Source organism: Sorangium sp. So ce394, assembly GCF_051474665.1.
Taxonomy (GTDB): Bacteria; Myxococcota_A; Polyangia; order Polyangiales; family Polyangiaceae; genus Sorangium; species Sorangium cellulosum_D.
This window is the reverse complement of record NZ_CP150339.1, coordinates 3,265,257-3,280,612: the sequence shown is the minus strand read 5'-3', so window position 1 is coordinate 3,280,612 and position 15,356 is coordinate 3,265,257. Positions and strand designations below refer to the sequence as shown.

The window sequence follows — 15,356 nt, the reverse complement described above, 5'->3', positions numbered from 1 at the left end:
GCGCGGTGCGTCGTGTCGGCGTCGAGGAGGAAGCGCCGGGGCCGAGGAGAGAGCGCCGGGCGCCTCGCCGCGCTCGGCCGGCCTCGACGAGCAGCGCCGCGGGCGGCGGCCGACCCTCGAACGCGACCCCTCCGCGTGGCCGCGGCCAGCGCCCGGGATCACCCGGCCGCGGCGCGCGCCGCCTTGGGCCTCGGCGCCGGGTCGATCCGGGCTTAGGCTCTCGCGGCCATGCAGGAGAACGCGGGAGAGGCGGCGCGCGAGCGCGCCGCGCGTGGGCTCGATCGGCTGGACCGCCCCGGGCGCGGGCTCTCGCCCTGGGCGCGCCGCGTCGCGTGGTCCGCCGCGGAGGCGATGCTCTGCGACGAGGACGAGCGCGGCGAGCTCGCCCCGCCGGGCGCCGAGGTGTGCGAGCGCGCGGTCGCGGCGCTGGATCTCTCGCTCGGGCAGGCCAGCCCCGAGACCCGGCGCGGCTTCGCGCTGCTGGCCGCCTGCCTCGAGCTCCTGCCGCCCTTCGTGATCGGCGCCTTCGGCCGGATGAGCCGGCTCCCGCTGGGCCGGCGGCTCGCCTACCTCGAGGCGCTGGAGTCGAGCCGCTCCGGGCTCCTCGCGATGCTGCTCGTCGCCTTCAAGGTGCCGATGTGCATCCCCGCCTTCGAGGAGGGCGCGGAGCTCGCGCTGACGGGCCTCGATCGCGAGAGCACCGCGGCGCGCCGCCGCCTGCCCGCGCTCCGCCCGGCCGCGGGCGCTCCGGCCGCGCCCCGCGCCGACGCGGGCGAGCCTCCGCGCGCGGCGCCCGCCGCCCGGGGCGACGCGTGAGCGGCGCCATCGCGTCGGGCGAGCCGATCGTCCGCGGGCGCGATCTGCCGGCGGGGTTCGACGAGGCGTGCGACGTCGCCGTGGTCGGCTCGGGCGCCGGCGGCGCGGTGGTGGCGGCGCTGCTCGCCGAGGCGGGGCGCCGCGTGATCGTGCTCGAGGAGGGCCCCTACTACCGCCCCGACGACTACCAGCGCTGGAAGCCCAGCGAGTCGCTGCGGCGATTGTTCCGCGAGGGCGGCATGGTCACGGCGTTCGGCGTGGGCGAGACGCCGATCATCTCCCTCACGCTCGGGCGCGCGGTCGGCGGCTCGTCGGTGGTGACCGGCGGGGTCTGCTTCCGCATCCCGGGCAGCGTCCACGCGCGGTGGGTGCGCGACCTCGGCCTCGACGAGCTCTCGGAGCGGGCGCTCGAGGCGGCGTACGAGAGCGTCGAGGAGCGGCTCCACGTCCGCGAGGTCCCGGAGGCGATGCGCTCCGCGTCGACGGCGCGGTTCGTCGAGGGGGCGCGGCGGCTGGGCATCCCGATGCGCCCGCTCCGCCGCAACACCGGCGACGCGTGCGAGGGGAACGGCCGGTGCAACTTCACCTGCCCCGCCGGGGCGAAGCGCTCGGTCGACGTCGCCTACCTGCCGTCGGCCACGGCGCGCGGCGCGCGCGTCGTCGCCGACGCGCTCGTCGAGCGGATCGCCGTGCGGCGCGGGCGCGCGGCCGGCGTCGAGGGGACGCTGCTCGGCGGAGAGCCCGGCGCCCCGCCGCGCCGCTTCCGCGTGCGCGCGAAGGTGGTGGTCGCCGCGTGCGGCACGCTGCACACGCCGCTGCTCCTCCGCACGGCGGGCGCGTTCAAGGCGAGCGGCGCGCTCGGCAACGACGTGACGCTGCACCCCGCGGTGCGCGTGGTCGCGCGGTTCGACGACGCGCTGAACGGCTGGGACGGCGCGCTCCAGAGCGTCTACTCCGACCACTTCGACGCCGAGGGGATCAAGCTCGTCGGCGTCTACTCGGCGGTGAACGTGCTCGCGGCCGGGCTCCCGGGCGTCGGGCCCGCGCTGCGGCGGCGGGTCCGCGCGCTGCCGCGCTGCGCGGTCTTCGGCGCCATGATCCACGACGAGGGCGGCGGCCGCGTCCGCCCCGGCTTCGGCCGCGAGCCGCTCGTCTCGTACGCGATGGCGCCGCGGGATCTCGCGCGGCTGCGCCGCTCGATCACCCTCCTCAGCGAGATGGCGATCGCCGCCGGCGCGCGCGAGGTCTACACCGCGATGATCGGCGCCCCGCCGATCACGTCGATGGACGCCGCGCTCGCGGCCGAGCGCGCCCCCGTCGACGCGCGCCGCATCGAGTGCATGGCGTTCCACCCGCTCGGGAGCGCGCGCGTCGCGAACGATCCGCGGCGCGGGATCGTCGATCAGAGCGGCGAGTGCTTCGAGCTGCCGGGGCTCTTCGTGGCCGACGGCTCCATCCTCCCCACGAGCATCGGCGTGAACTCGCAGGTGCCGATCATGGCGATGGCGACGCGCATCGCGTGGCGGATGGCCGAGCGGTTCCCGCGGCTCGCGGCGGAGGGCCCCGCGTAGGGGCGAGGGGGCGCGGTGCTAGCATGTCGGCCGGGCCGACAGCCGAGGTTTTCAGGAGGCAAGCGATGATCGATCTCCGCTCCGACACGGTGACCCGACCGACCGCGGCCATGCGCGCGGCGATGGCGGCGGCCGAGGTCGGCGACGACGTGTACCGGGAGGACCCCACCGTGCGCAGGCTCGAGGAGCGCGCCGCGGAGCTCACCGGCAAGGAGGCCGCGCTGTTCGTGCCCAGCGGGACGATGGGCAACCAGATCGCGCTGCTCTGCCACACGCAGCGCGGCGACGAGGTGATCGCGGGCGAGGGCGCGCACTGCGCGTTCTACGAGAGCGGCGCCGGGGCCGCGTGGAGCGGCGTGCAGTTCGCCTTCGCCGGGCGCGGCGGCCTGTTCACGGCGGCGGACGTCGAGGACGCGATCAAGCCGCCGCAGTACACCCAGCCGCGCACGCGCGTCGTCGCGATCGAGAACACCCACAACCGGGCCGGCGGGCGCGTCTTCCCGCAGGACGACGTCCTCGCCATCGCGGAGGTCGCGCGCGCGCACGGCCTCGCGCTCCACCTCGACGGCGCGCGCCTCTGGAACGCGGCGGTCGCCTCGGGCCGGACGGTCGCCGAGCTCGCGGCGCCGTTCGACACGGTGAGCGTCTGCTTCTCGAAGGGGCTCGGCGCCCCGGTCGGCTCCGCGCTGTGCGGCGGCGCCGACGCGATCCGCGCCGCGCTGCGCTTCCGGAAGATGCTCGGCGGCGGCATGCGGCAGGCGGGCGTGCTCGCCGCCGCCGCCCTGTATGCGCTCGCGCACCACCAGGGCCGCATCGCCGAGGACCACGAGGCCGCGCGCGCCATCGCGCGGGCGATGCGCGACGCCGCGCGCCGCGCCGCCCGGCCGGGCGCGACCGCGCCGCCCGCGACGATCGAGGAGCCCGAGACGAACATCCTCTACGTCGACACGCCCGGGATCCCGGCCGAGCGGCTCGTCGACGCCGCGCGGCGGCGCGGCGTGCTGATCGGGGCGACCGGCAAGAGCACCGTCCGCGCCGTGACCCACCTCGACGTCGCGCCGGAGCAGGTCGCGCCCGCGGCGCGCGCCCTCGCCGAGGCGCTCGACGAGGTGCTCTCGACGCCGCGCGATCGCGGCCACGAGGGCGCGCGCGCATGAGCCGCCGCGCCGCCGCCTCGGCGCTCGCCCTCGCGATCGCCGCGCTGCTCGGCCCCGCGTGCGCGCCCGCGCGCGGCGACGCCTACGTCGCCGCGATGGCCGCCGGCGAGCGCGCCTACCACGCGGGGCGCTACCACGAGGCGGCCCGCTCGTTCGACGGCGCCGCGTCGCGCGCGCTGCGCGTGAAGGACCGCGACGAGGCGCGCCTCCTGCAAGCGCGCTCGTTCGAGCGCGCCGAGGCCTGGGCCGAGGCGCGCGCGTCGTACGAGCGGCTGCTCGCCGACTCGCCGCGCGGGCCGCGTTCGGTGCGCGCGGAGTTCGAGCTCGCCGACCTCGAGATCGAGCACGGCGACGCCGACGCGGGCTACGCGATGCTCCTCGCGGCGACGCGGCGGAACCCGTCGCACGGGCTCGCGCGCAACGCGCTGAAGCGGCTCCTCCGACGCGAGGAGGAGCGCGCCGGCGCGGGCGGCGCGCTCGCGTGGCTGCGGCAGCACGGCCCGGCGTTCCGCGGGACGGAGCTCGATCAGGACGTCGCCTACAACACGGGGCTGCTCCTCGAGCAGAGCGGCGATCGCGAGGGCGCGCTGCGTACGCTCGTCGCCGCCGCGCGCGCGCACCCGTACCCGGCCGGCAGCCTGACCGACGACGCGCTGTTCCGCGCGGCGGAGCTCGCCGCCGCGCTCGGGCGCCCCGAGGAGGCCATCGGCTACCTGAGGGAGCTGCTCGCGCCGCGCGAGTCCGCCGCGACCGGCAGCTACGACCGCGCGCGGTTCGACGACGCGCAGCTGGAGATCGCGCGGCTCTACCGCGACGCGCTCGGCGATCGCGCGGCCGCCCGCCGCGAGCTGCGCAAGCTCTACACGAACCACCCCGCGTCCATCCTGCGCGACGACGCGCTCTGGGCCGAGGCGAAGCTGTGGCGCGAGGACGGCCGGACCCAGGAGGCGTGCGCGACCGCGGCGCTCATCACCCGAGAGCTCCCGGAGTCGCGCTACGCGCGATGCGCGCACGCGATCTGCCCGTCGCTCCCGGCACCGCAGCGCCCGTGCGCGGACTACATCGTGCGCGAGCTCGACAGCGGAAAGGACGGCGAAAAGGACCGCTGACGCGGGGCGCCGCACGGCGCATCGCCGTGTCGGCGGCCGGCCGTGTCGGCGGTCGGCCGTGGCGATGGACCGCCCTTTCGGCGGCCCGCCCCGCGGTCAGTCGTCCTCGTCGTCCTCGGGCTCGAGCTCGGCGTCGTCGTCGCCCTCCTCGTCGTCATCGTCGCCGAGGTCGTCGTCCTCAGCCTCGTCGAGGTCGTCGTCGTCCTCGCGCGGCTCGTACTTCAGGTCGATGCCGATGTCGCCGAGCTGCGTCTCGAGGAGCTCGAAGAGCTCGTCTACGTCGTCGCCCCCCCACTCGTCGAGCACGTCGGTCAAGAACTCAAAAAAGTCACCGCTGTCCAGACGACGCTCGATCTCTTCGACCTGCTCTTCCGAGAACGCTTCGAGGACGTCCTCGCGCAGCGCCTCGGTGTCGCCTTCCTCAACGGCATCCGCCGCAGAGAGGCGGATCTGCTTTACGGCACGCTTGTCGAGGTGAATCTCCATGAAGGTGGCTTCGTTTAGGCGACCCTCGCAGCTGCCGTCAAGCGGCGTATGGAGTCGAGCTTCACGAGACCGCTCGCCTCCCCCTCCCGTCCGCTCTTTTCCTGGCGGCGCGGCGGGGGACTGACAGCCGCCCCCGGGCCCCGCCGCCCGTGCGCGGACGGGCGTTGCCGGCGGCAGATCTCTCGCGTATCTCAAACAACTCGTGCGTTTACGACCTCCGCCCGGCGCGCTCTCGGCCGCGACCCTCGCGGCGAGCGCGCTGCTGTCCTTGACAGCGCCTGCCGCGCCGCCGGAGGGCAAGGCCGAGGGCGACCTCCCCGCCGCCGCGCCCGACGCTCGCGCCGACGCCCGGACAGGCGAGGCCGCGCGCGACGCGCAGGCGAGCGACGCCGCCGCGCGGCCACCGCCTCCTCCCGTCAAGCCGCGCGTCGAGCTCGCCGCGCGGCCGCCGCCGCTGCACGTCGAGTACGCGCAGTACGGCGTCGCCCTCGTGGCGGAGATCAGCCTCGACCCCGGCGCCGTCTGCCCGAGATCGGGGCCGCTGTACTCGTGCATCCTGGGCAGCGGCGGCGGGCTCGCGATCCGCGGCGGCTACCGATCGCCGGGCCCCTGGTACTTTGGCGGCGCGTACCAGTTCACGAAGATGGACTCGAGCAACCTCTACCGGCTCGGGATCTTCCAGCAGCTGCGCGCCGAGATGAGGTACATGCCGGACATCGGCTACCGAGCGGCGCCGTACTTTTCCGCCGGCATCGGCGGCGTCGTCTACGGCAACGAGTGGGGCGTCGAGACGGGCGGCGCGCTCATCTTCGGCGGCGTCGGCGTCGAGCTGGAGGTGTCGCGCCGCGCGGTGCTCGGCGTCAGCTGCGTCTACCGGCCGGTGCTGATCGCGGGCTGGAAGGACACGGCCAACTACGAGCGGGGCACCGGCATCGCGCAGTTCGTGGGCTTCGAGCTCCTGCTCGAGGTGCGGACCGAGCTCGGTCGGCGCTGAGCGGCTCCCCCTGCCCGCTCGAGAGAACGCACCGTCCACTTGACTCGACCGTCGCTCCGCGGTCCCCTCGGCAGCGTGATCTGCGATGTGTGCGGTCGCGACAACGCTGCCGATCTGACGTTCTGTCAGGATTGCGGCCGACGGCTCAAGGCGCGCGAGGCGCGCGTCGCCCCGCCGACGCCGCCGAGCGGCCTGCCCCAGGTGTCGCTCCCGGCGCTGCCTTCGCCCGCGCAGGCCGATGCGCCGCCAGCGAACGACGCCCGCGGGGCCGCCCGGGCGCCGGGGGCCCGCGGCGCGCCGGGGCGCCTTCGCCCGGAGGCGCCGGTGTTCTCGTTCAGCCCGATCGGCTCGGCGAGGACGGAGCCTTCCATGCCGGCGGCGCACGGCCGCGCGGAGATCGCCGCGCGGTCCGCCTCCGCGCCCGCGCGCGAGGGCGCGGGCGCGGCGACGCCGGCCGTGGGCGCGCTGGACAGCGCCATCCAGATGGCGCCGGCGCTGCAAGGGCCGCGGCCCGCGGACCGGAGCGACGCGGAGGCGCCGTCCGTGGCGCAGGCGACGCCCTCGATCACCGAGGCGCTGCTGGGGCTCTCGTGCGCGAGCTGCGGCGGGGACAACCCGCCGGGCTATCGCTACTGCGTGACGTGCGGCGCGCCGCTCCACCGGAAGGACGGCGCCGCGCCGGCGGGGGCGCTGCAGCCGGCGAGCGTCGCGCCCAGGCGAGCGAGGGGCAGCGACCCGGACGGCGCGCTGTCCCCCGCCGCGCCGTACGTGGCGCACCCCCCGCTCGACGAGACCAAGACGACGGCGCGGGGGGTCCAGGAGGCCGCGCCCCGGCACGCGCCTGCGCCCGAGGCCGCGCCGCCGCCCGCGTCGCGCGACGAGCGCCCCGGCGCCGGGGACGCGCTGCGGCAGGGCCCCGGCGCCTCGCCGCCGGCCAGGCCGGCGCCGCCTCCGCTGCCGCCGGTCGCCCAGCCGCCCCCGCGGCTGCCCCCTCCCCCGGCCAGCGGCAGCACCCCCGACAAGATCGTCGGCTCGCCGGTGCTCGACATCGCGTCGTCGCAGAAGGCGCCGGCCCGGCCGGTCGAGTGCGCGCGCTGCCACGGCCAGTGCCTCGCGGGCACGCGGTTCTGCAAGTACTGCGGGGCGCCGCTCGAGGGCGAGCGGCCCGTCTCCGAGCGCCCGTCCAGGCCCACCGCCGACCGCCCGCAGCCCGCGCCCTCGCTCGCCCCGGAGGTCGGGCGCGACCCGCCGCGGCCCCCGCACGACCCGCCGCGGCCCCCGCAGGGCGACGCCGCCGGGCCGATCTCGACCGAGGCGGGCAGCGCGCCGCCGCCCTCCCAGGTGTCGCTCGCTCCGCTGCGGGCGTCTTATTCGGTCCGCCCGCCGGCGTGGGTCCCGGCCGACACGCGGCCGGCCCGGGCGCCCGATGGCAAGCTCATCGTGATCGTCGAAGACGGGACCGAGGGGAAGAGCTTTCCCCTCACCGGCCCGCAGATCGACATCGGCCGCACCGAGGGGGATATCGTCCTCGAGGACGACCTGTACGTCTCGCCGCGGCACGCGCGGATCATTCCGCAGAACGGGTCCTGGGTTCTCCGTGACCTGGGCAGCGTCAACCGCATCTACCTGCGCATCCGGAAGACGCACGCCCTTCGAGATGCCGACTTGCTCCTCCTGGGGCTCGAGGTGTTACAGTTTCAGACCGTGAGCGACGGGGAGCGAGGCCTCGGCCATGCGATCCAGCATGGAACGTTGCTGTTTGGCTCGCCCGCCATCCACCGGCGGGCGCGACTCTGCCAGCGGACGGTGGAGGGCGTGACGCGGGACGTGTACCACCTCTACCGGGACGAGACGGTGATCGGACGGGAAACGGGAGACATCGTGTTCACGGCCGACCCGTTCCTCTCGCGACGCCACGCCGCCATCCGGAGGAACCCGGCCACGGGGGAGTTCACGCTCACCGACCTGGAGTCGTCGAACGGGACGTACGTCGCCATCCGCGAGGACGTCAGCCTCCACGATCGCGACTTCGTGCGCATCGGGCAGCACCTGTTCCGCGTGGATCTCTCCCGATGAGCGACCCGACCGTCCGCGAAACGCCGACCGAGGCGCTGGAAGTCGAGGGGCTCTCGAGCGCGGCGTCGGTGGGGACCGACCCGAGCGGCAACGCGGGCAAGGCCCTTGGTGATTCCCCGCACAGCGCCGCGTCGCTCGAGGCCGGTAAGGCGGGGTCTCTGGAAGCAGGCAAGCCCGTGAACTGGAAGCCGCCCCCGCCGCCCAAGATGCGCCCGGCCGCGAACGCCGCGCGCGAACAGAAGGCTGGCATCGCCGTGAAATCCGTGAAGGCGCCCGGCGCCCCAGGCCCCGACAAGGTCGGGAGGAAGCTCCCTCCGCCGCCGCGGGTGCGGCTCACCGCGGGCGGGCTGCGCGAGGAGGACGCGGATGGAAGCCCGACGCGGTCGGACGACCTCGCGGACGGGGCGACCCCCGACGCGCCGCCGGCCGGCGTTCACGCGCACGCCTCCCTCGCGGCCCCGTCGGTCGCCGCGTCGCACGACGGCGCGCTCGACGAGACCCCCGCCGCGGAGACCGTCGGCGACGGCTCGACCCTGCGCCCCGCCGCTGGCGACGAGCCGGCCGAGGGCGCGCAGCGCCCCGACGACACGGACGGCGGGGCCGCGGCGCCGGCCGATCCGCGTCGACCCGAGGTCGTGCTGCGGCTGTTCGGCCGGACCGACGTGGGGCAGGTCCGCGAGCACAACGAGGACAACTTCATCGTCGCGGATCTCACCAAGGCGAGCCGCGGCCTGATGGAGATGGACCGCTACCAGGTGGTCGGCGAGCGCGGCGCGCTGCTCGGCGTGTGCGACGGCATGGGCGGCGCCGCGGCCGGCGAGGTCGCGAGCCAGCTCGCGGTCGACATCATCTACCAGCGGATGAGCGCCGGCGGTCCCCCGCAGGACCACGACGAGCTCGCGGCGCGGCTCGTGCAGGCGATCGAGGCCGCGGGCCTCAGGATCTTCAGCGAGGCGAAGCTCGATCGCACCCGGCGCGGGATGGGGACGACGTCGACCATCGCCGCGCTCATGGACGATCACCTGTTCCTCGGTCAGGTCGGCGACAGCCGCGCGTACGTCCTGCGCGGCGATCGGCTCGTGCAGGTGACGCGCGATCAGTCGCTCGTGAACCAGCTCATCGAGGCCGGCCAGCTCACCGAGGAGGAGGCCGAGACCTTCGAGCACAACAACATCATCCTCCAGGCGCTCGGCACGGCGGACTCGGTGCAGGTCGACCTCACCTACGTGGAGCTCAAGCGGGGCGACACGCTGATGCTCTGCTCCGACGGGCTCTCGGGCATGGTGCGGAACGAGGAGATCCGCGAGGTGCTGCGGACCGTCGACGATCCGATCGAGGCCTGCAAGGTGCTGACGGATCGGGCCAACCAGGCGGGCGGCCACGACAACATCACGGTGGTGGTCGCGAAGTTCGACGGCGACGGGCTCGCCGAGCCGGACCTCGTGGACATCGAGGAGCTCCGTTACCAGAAGTACTCGCTGCCCGAGCACCTCCTCGCGCAGAACGCCGCCGCGTCCGAGCCGGCGCGCAAGGTGAAGGAGCTCGACGAGAAGAAGATCTCGCAGCGCCCCCCCTCGCCGAAGTCGTGGCTGAGCGCCGCGGACAGCGATCTAGACGAGGACGGCGACGACTACGACCCCGTCATCTCGCCCCTGCCGGCGGACGACGCGCTGGAGGAGCGCAAGGCCCGCGCCCCCGTCCAGGGCGACGAGCCGATCATGATCCCGACCGACGGCGCGCCGCAGTGGCTCGTGATCTTGATGATCGTGAGCGCCGTCGCGTGCGTTACCATCGCCGGCTACTACCTGCTCCGTTAGGCCGCGCGCCGCGCACGTGCGCGCGCCACCCACCGCGATGCTGCGCAGCAACGACAAGCGTGGCCGGCAGGCTCCGGCCGCCCCGCAGGAAGGGCCGCCCCCGCGGGGACCGGACGCGGACGGCCGCGTCGACGTCGCGACCGCGCAGCGCATCGTCAGGGACGCCGTCGTGCAGGCGATGCAGCGCGAGGAGAAGGCGGTCGCGCTCGTGCGGGCCAAGGCGGACGAGGCGCGGCGGCGGGTGGCGCGCCACAACCTGCTGCTCGGGCTCGGCGTCGTCGCGGCGCTCGTCGCTGTGGCGGTGGCGGGCGTGGTCGCGTACCGGTCGCGCCGGGCGGCCGACGCGCTGGCGCGCGAGGTCGGCCTCGGCGTCGCGCCCGCCGCGCGGCCGACGGGCGAGATCCCGGAGCAGGTGCTCTCGGGCCGCGCCATCTTCGAGCAGAACCGGCTCGCCCTCTACGTGATGGGCTACAAGGTGGACAACCGCATCGGCGGTTGCTGCTCGGCCTTCGCCGTCGCGCCCGATCTGCTCGCCACGAACGCGCATTGCGTCCGCGACTGCCGCGCGCGCGGCGGCACCCCGATCGTCACGCAGAACGACTCGATGGGGAAGACGCGGCTCCGCATCGTCGCGATGTCGGCCCACCCGGCGTACAAGCCCGGGCAGGCGGGGGCCGGCTCGCCGGACGTCGCCCTGCTGCGCATCGACGGCAGGGCGTCGCACACGGTGAAGCTCGCGAACGACGCCGAGCTGCGGGCGATCGGGCCGGGCGACGACGCCTACGTCCTCGGCTTCCCCGGCCGGCTGATGGATCCGCTGAGCCCCTCGGCGACGTTCCTCGAGGGCCGCATCGGGCGGGTGACCGGCATCGACGACGAGGCGACGACGCCGGACCGCGCCGTCGTCATCCAGCACGACGCGGTCACGCGCGGGGGCAACAGCGGGAGCCCCATCTTCAACCAGTACGGGCACGTGATCGGCATTCACGCCGCGCACATCGACGACGAGGACGACGTGACGATCGACGGGCGCAAGACGACGGTGACGCAGAGCTCGCCGTTCCGGATCGGGATGCGCATCGATCTGCTGAAGGGGGTCCCCGCGCCGTGATGCTGCGCGTCGTGCACACGTTCGGGCGCAACGCCGGGTCCGTGGAGCTCCATGACAAGCGCGTGGTGCGCTTCGGCCGCGCGCCGGACAACGACGTCGTGTTCGACCCGAACCACGATCGCGACGCGAGCAGCCACCACGCCGAGGCGCGCCTCGAGGCGGCGGGCTGGGTGCTGTACGACCTCGACAGCCGCAACGGAACCTACGCGGGCGGGCAGCGGATCAAGCGGCACGCGATCGCCTCGGGCGACGAGGTCACGTTCGGCGCGAAGGGCCCGCGGGTGCGGATCGAGGTCGTCGAGCGTCGGCCTCCGGGTCCGCCGCAGGCGCACGCGGCGCCGCCTCCCCCCGCGCCCGCCGCGGCCTACCCCGCGCCCACGGGCTACCCTGCGCCCGCGGCGTACCCGGCTGGCGCCGCGTACCCGGCGCCGGCGGCCGGCTATCCCGCGCCGGCCGCGTACCCGGCGCCGGCCGCCGGCCACCCCGCGCCCGCCGCCGCTCTCCCGGCGCAAGCCGCGGGCTACGCCGCGCCCGCCGCGGCCCATCCCGGGCACGTCGCCGCCGCGCCGCCGGCCGGCGCCCGGCGGGTCGGCGAGCGGACGATCGCCATGATGATCTCCTCGGCCGTCTCGGCCGCCACGGGGCGCGCGAAGCCCCGCGGCACCGTCGAGCTCAACGCCATGCTCCACAAGGAGGTGCACGCCGCGACCGCGGGCCAGCGTCGCACGACCTACATCCTCGCCTCGCTCCTCGTGGTCGCGCTCGCGAGCCTCGTCGGGCTCATCCTCTACAACCGCTCCTCCCACGACGAGATCAGCCAGCTGCGCGCCGAGCTCGCGCGCCTCCCGCCCGAGGACCCGCGGCGCAAGGAGATCGAGCGGCGCCTCGGCACGCTGCACCCTTCGAACGCCAACTTCGGGCGCAACCTCCACGACCGCTCCAGAAAGGGGATCTTCATGCTCGCCTCGGGGCGCGAGGGGTTCTGCACGGCGTTCGCGGTGCGGCCCTCCGTCCTCGCGACGAACGCGCACTGCATCACGGCGGCCAAGCGCCGCGGCGGCACGATCGTGGCGCTCGAGAACGAGGGCCGGGGCCAGATAAGCTTCGCCGTGACCAGCATGCGGACGCACCCCCAGTACCGCGACAGCGCGGACCAGCTCACCCCGGACATCGGCGTCGTGTCGATCGCGGGGCGCGCCGCCGCCGTCCTGGAGCTCGCCACCCGGGAGGAGCTCGCCGCGGCCGGCGCGGGCGACGACGTGTACCTGATCGGCTTCCCCGAGCGCCTCACCGACGCCGCGAACCCGGTCGCCACGTTCCTGGCCGCCAACATCGGCCGGATCACCGGCGCGAACGGCCGGCCCGCGGCCGCGGCCGACGCCTGGCTGATCCAGCACGACGCCCGCAGCACGAGCGGCATGAACGGGAGCCCCATCTTCAACGGCCAGGGCAAGGTCATCGGCATCAACGCCGGCGGCTACCTGGAGGGCAACGACGAGACGATCTCCGGCCAGAAGACGGAGGTGGTCAAGGCCTCCCCCTACAAGTTCGGGATGCGCATCGACCTGCTCGACGCCATCCTGCGCTGACCCCGCGCGAGAGAGATGCTCCGCCACGCGCTCCGACGGCTCCTCTGGACGCTGCCCACCCTCGTCGGCGTCTCGCTGCTGACGTTCTTCGTGCTCTCGTTCGTCCCGGATCCCACGGACGATCCGCTCCTCGCCAGCTCGCTCTCCAGCGCGGAGCTCGCGCGGCTGCGCCGGGAGCGCTTCCTCGACCTCCCGCGCTTCATCAACCTGGAGCCGCGCGACGTGCGCCTGCGCGCCCTCGCGGCCGTGCGGGCGGTCGCGGCCGGCGGCGACGGCGCGGCCGCCGCGGCCGACGAGCTGCGGCGGCTCGGCGGCGCCGCGCTGCCGCACATCCTGCCGCTCGACGCGCTCGCGCCCGAGCCGCGCACCCGCGTCGCCCTCGCGCTCGCGCCGGTCGCGGCGCGGATGGGCCTGCCGCGCGCCGACGAGGCCGCGGACCCGGCGCACGCGGTCGCCTTCTGGACGCGCTTCTGGGACGACCGCGGCATCGAGTTCCGGAGCCCGTCGGTCCGTAGCGCGGTGCGCCGCCTGGTCCGCTACGGCTCCGAGTCGCGCGCCGCCGAGCTGCTCGAGCTCGACACGTTCGCCCTGCAGCCGGTGATCGCCGCGCTCCAGCCGCCGCGCGACGCGGCGGCGCTCGAGCAGGCGCGCGCCCTCGTCGACGTCGCCGCGCACATCACCGAGATCGACGACCGGATCGCGCCGGGCGAGGACCTCGCCGAGGCGCGCGCGTGCGTCACGCGGTGGAAGTCGTTCTGGAACGTCTACCGCAGCGACTTCGAGGTCTTCTCCGGCCCGGCGCGGCTCGCGGCGACGGTGCTGGAGACGCGGTACGGCAAGTGGGCGCTCGGCGCGGTCACCCACCGCCTCGGCGTCGCGGCGACCGGCGAGCCGGTGCTCGACGAGCTCGAGCGGCGCGCGCCGGTCACGCTCACGCTCGTCTTCGGCGCGATCGCCCTGGCCTACGCCGTGGCCGTCCCGCTCGGCGCGCTGAGCGCGGCCTCGCGCGGGCGGCGGAGCGACTCCGCCATCGCGGCCGCCGTGCTCACGCTCGCGGTCCTCCCGACCGCCGTCGTGGCCGTGGCCGCCGCGCTCCTCACGGGCGGGGCGCGCTCGCTGCTCCTGCCGACGTGCCTCATCGCGCTCTCGCTCATCGCCGCGCCGACGCGTCAGCAGCGCGCGGCGCTCGTCGCCGTGCTCACGCAGGACTTCATCCGGGCCGCGCGGGCGCGCGGCGCCGGCGCCGCGCGCGCCATCGCCGTCCACGGGCTGCGCAACGCCGTGCTCCCGGTCGTGACGCTCGCGATGCTCGAGCCGCCGATGGCGCTCGGCGGCGCCTTCGTCGTCGAGCGCGTCTTCGAGCTCCACGGCCTCGGCGAGCTCACCCTCCTCGCCGTGCAGGCGCGCGACGTGAGCTGGCTCATGGCCATCTCCATCGGCGCCGCGGGCATCGCCGCGCTCGGCGTGATCGTCACCGATCTCGCGTACGTGCTCGTCGACCCGCGGCTCGGCCCGGCCGTGCTCTCGCGGAGGAGCGGCGCGTGACGCACGCGGCGGCGTTCCTCCGCCGGATGGTCGGCAGCAAGCGCGTGGCCGCGGGCACCGTCCTGCTCGGCGTGCTCGCGCTGCTCGCCATCTTCGCCGAGCTGCTCGCCGCCCCTGCGCCCATCGCCCGGCTCGGGCCGGACGGCGCCGAGATCCTGCCCGCGGTCACCGACGCCGCGGAGCTCGAGTCGCTCACCGAGGCCGAGCTCCGGGTGCGCTTCGAGGTGGGCGTCGCGATCTGGCCGCCCATCCGTTACGGCCCGGAGCAGCGCACCGACGCCGGCCCGAACGCGTCGCCCTCGCTCGATCACCCGCTCGGCACGGACTTCGAGAGCCGCGATCTCGCCGCGCGGCTGATCTACGGCGCGCGCACCGCGCTCGGCCTGTCGCTCAGCGCGGTGCTCGTGGGCATGTTCCTCGGCGTCGTGCTCGGCGGGCTCGCCGGCACGCTGCGCGGCTTCTGGAACGACGGCCTCGTCCGCCTCGTCGAGACGGTCGACACCTTCCCGGCGATCCTCGTCGTGGCGATCGTCCGCGCCATCGAGCGCGAGCCCTCCGCGCTGTCGCTGGTGCTCGCGGTCGCCTTCGTCCGCTGGGCGGAGATCGCGCGCCTCGTGCGCGCCGAGGTGCTGCGCGCCTCGAGCGAGGAGTACGTGATGGCCGCGCGCGCGCTCGGCAGCACCCGGCTGCGCGTCTTCTACCGCCACATCCTCCCGAACGCGCTCGGCCCCACGATCGTGAGCTCGGTGCTCGGCGTGGCGTCCGTGGTCCTGCTCGAGGCGGCGATCTCGTTCCTCGGGATGGGCGCGCCCACGCGCGTGGCGTCGTGGGGGGAGACGCTGGGCCAGGCGGCGCGGCACCCGAGCGAGATCCGGCTGCTCGTGCTCCCCGGCCTGCTGCTCCTGGCGACGGTCGGCGGCTCGTACCTCATCGCCGACGCGCTGCGCGACGCCGTCGACGCGCGCACCGTGCGCTCGCGGACGCCGCGCTGAGGGCGCGCGCGGCGGGGCGACGCGCGCGGCGGGGCGACGCGCCCGCGGCCGTCTCCGCTGCGCCCTGCGCCCGCCGCCGGCCGCGCGCCGAGG

12 protein-coding genes are annotated in these 15,356 nt (G+C 75.6%); 11 read left to right on the top strand and 1 reads right to left on the bottom strand.

Annotated elements, in window-relative coordinates; genetic code table 11:
• The first annotated feature begins 228 nt into the window (after positions 1-228).
• The 4 genes from WMF33_RS12235 (at position 229) to WMF33_RS12220 (ending at position 4,653) form a co-directional block, all read left to right on the top strand.
• The gene (locus WMF33_RS12235; RefSeq protein ID WP_437337296.1) at positions 229-816 is read left to right on the top strand and encodes a hypothetical protein; all 588 of its coding nucleotides are present in this window, start codon (positions 229-231) and stop codon (positions 814-816) included.
• Entirely contained in the window at positions 813-2,387 is a 1,575-nt protein-coding gene (locus WMF33_RS12230) for a GMC family oxidoreductase (protein WP_061621451.1), read from the top strand. Before WMF33_RS12235 ends, WMF33_RS12230 begins: the two co-directional genes overlap by 4 nt.
• A 65-nt stretch (positions 2,388-2,452) precedes the next feature.
• Positions 2,453-3,544: a low-specificity L-threonine aldolase gene (gene ltaE, locus WMF33_RS12225; RefSeq protein ID WP_437337295.1), complete on the top strand. Its 1,092-nt coding sequence runs from the start codon at positions 2,453-2,455 to the stop codon at positions 3,542-3,544.
• Positions 3,541-4,653 carry a tetratricopeptide repeat protein gene (locus WMF33_RS12220; protein WP_437337294.1) on the top strand — a complete coding sequence of 371 codons (1,113 nt, stop codon included), beginning with the start codon at positions 3,541-3,543 and terminating at the stop codon, positions 4,651-4,653. Before ltaE ends, WMF33_RS12220 begins: the two co-directional genes overlap by 4 nt.
• A 96-nt stretch (positions 4,654-4,749) precedes the next feature.
• Here the strand turns inward: WMF33_RS12220 and WMF33_RS12215 are convergent, their stop codons facing one another.
• Positions 4,750-5,139: a hypothetical protein gene (locus WMF33_RS12215; RefSeq protein ID WP_061621352.1), complete on the bottom strand. Its 390-nt coding sequence runs from the start codon at positions 5,137-5,139 to the stop codon at positions 4,750-4,752.
• Between the two features lie 202 nt (positions 5,140-5,341).
• On the opposite strand from WMF33_RS12215, the gene WMF33_RS12210 reads away from it, so the two are divergent.
• From WMF33_RS12210 to WMF33_RS12180, 7 genes are all read left to right on the top strand, one after another.
• On the top strand, positions 5,342-6,133 hold the full coding sequence (locus WMF33_RS12210) for a hypothetical protein (RefSeq protein ID WP_437337293.1): 792 nt from the start codon (positions 5,342-5,344) through the stop codon (positions 6,131-6,133).
• A gap of 75 nt (positions 6,134-6,208) precedes the next feature.
• Complete coding sequence (locus WMF33_RS12205; protein WP_437337292.1) at positions 6,209-8,209, top strand: FHA domain-containing protein; 2,001 nt, start codon at positions 6,209-6,211, stop codon at positions 8,207-8,209.
• Positions 8,206-10,026 (top strand): Stp1/IreP family PP2C-type Ser/Thr phosphatase, encoded by a 1,821-nt coding sequence (locus tag WMF33_RS12200; RefSeq protein ID WP_437337291.1) that lies wholly within the window; start codon positions 8,206-8,208, stop codon positions 10,024-10,026. Before WMF33_RS12205 ends, WMF33_RS12200 begins: the two co-directional genes overlap by 4 nt.
• A gap of 37 nt (positions 10,027-10,063) precedes the next feature.
• Positions 10,064-11,137 (top strand): S1 family peptidase, encoded by a 1,074-nt coding sequence (locus WMF33_RS12195; protein ID WP_437337290.1) that lies wholly within the window; start codon positions 10,064-10,066, stop codon positions 11,135-11,137.
• Positions 11,137-12,726, top strand: a complete 1,590-nt coding sequence (locus WMF33_RS12190) for a trypsin-like peptidase domain-containing protein (RefSeq protein ID WP_437339473.1) — start codon at positions 11,137-11,139, stop codon at positions 12,724-12,726. Before WMF33_RS12195 ends, WMF33_RS12190 begins: the two co-directional genes overlap by 1 nt.
• 15 nt (positions 12,727-12,741) lie before the next feature.
• Positions 12,742-14,271 carry an ABC transporter permease gene (locus WMF33_RS12185; RefSeq protein ID WP_437337289.1) on the top strand — a complete coding sequence of 510 codons (1,530 nt, stop codon included), beginning with the start codon at positions 12,742-12,744 and terminating at the stop codon, positions 14,269-14,271.
• Positions 14,268-15,263, top strand: a complete 996-nt coding sequence (locus WMF33_RS12180) for an ABC transporter permease (RefSeq protein WP_437337288.1) — start codon at positions 14,268-14,270, stop codon at positions 15,261-15,263. The genes WMF33_RS12185 and WMF33_RS12180 overlap by 4 nt, the downstream gene beginning before the upstream one ends.
• Positions 15,264-15,356: the final 93 nt, after the last annotated feature.

Excerpts from the sequence above, each read along its gene's own strand:
- WMF33_RS12235 (WP_437337296.1), top strand. The coding sequence starts at position 229 with ATGCAGGAGAACGCGGGAGAGGCGGCGCGCGAGCGCGCCGCGCGTGGG.
- WMF33_RS12215 (WP_061621352.1), bottom strand. The coding sequence starts at position 5,139 with ATGGAGATTCACCTCGACAAGCGTGCCGTAAAGCAGATCCGCCTCTCT.
- WMF33_RS12190 (WP_437339473.1), top strand. The coding sequence starts at position 11,137 with ATGCTGCGCGTCGTGCACACGTTCGGGCGCAACGCCGGGTCCGTGGAG.
- WMF33_RS12220 (WP_437337294.1), top strand. The coding sequence starts at position 3,541 with ATGAGCCGCCGCGCCGCCGCCTCGGCGCTCGCCCTCGCGATCGCCGCG.
- WMF33_RS12200 (WP_437337291.1), top strand. The coding sequence starts at position 8,206 with ATGAGCGACCCGACCGTCCGCGAAACGCCGACCGAGGCGCTGGAAGTC.
- WMF33_RS12195 (WP_437337290.1), top strand. The coding sequence starts at position 10,064 with ATGCTGCGCAGCAACGACAAGCGTGGCCGGCAGGCTCCGGCCGCCCCG.
- WMF33_RS12185 (WP_437337289.1), top strand. The coding sequence starts at position 12,742 with ATGCTCCGCCACGCGCTCCGACGGCTCCTCTGGACGCTGCCCACCCTC.
- ltaE (WP_437337295.1), top strand. The coding sequence starts at position 2,453 with ATGATCGATCTCCGCTCCGACACGGTGACCCGACCGACCGCGGCCATG.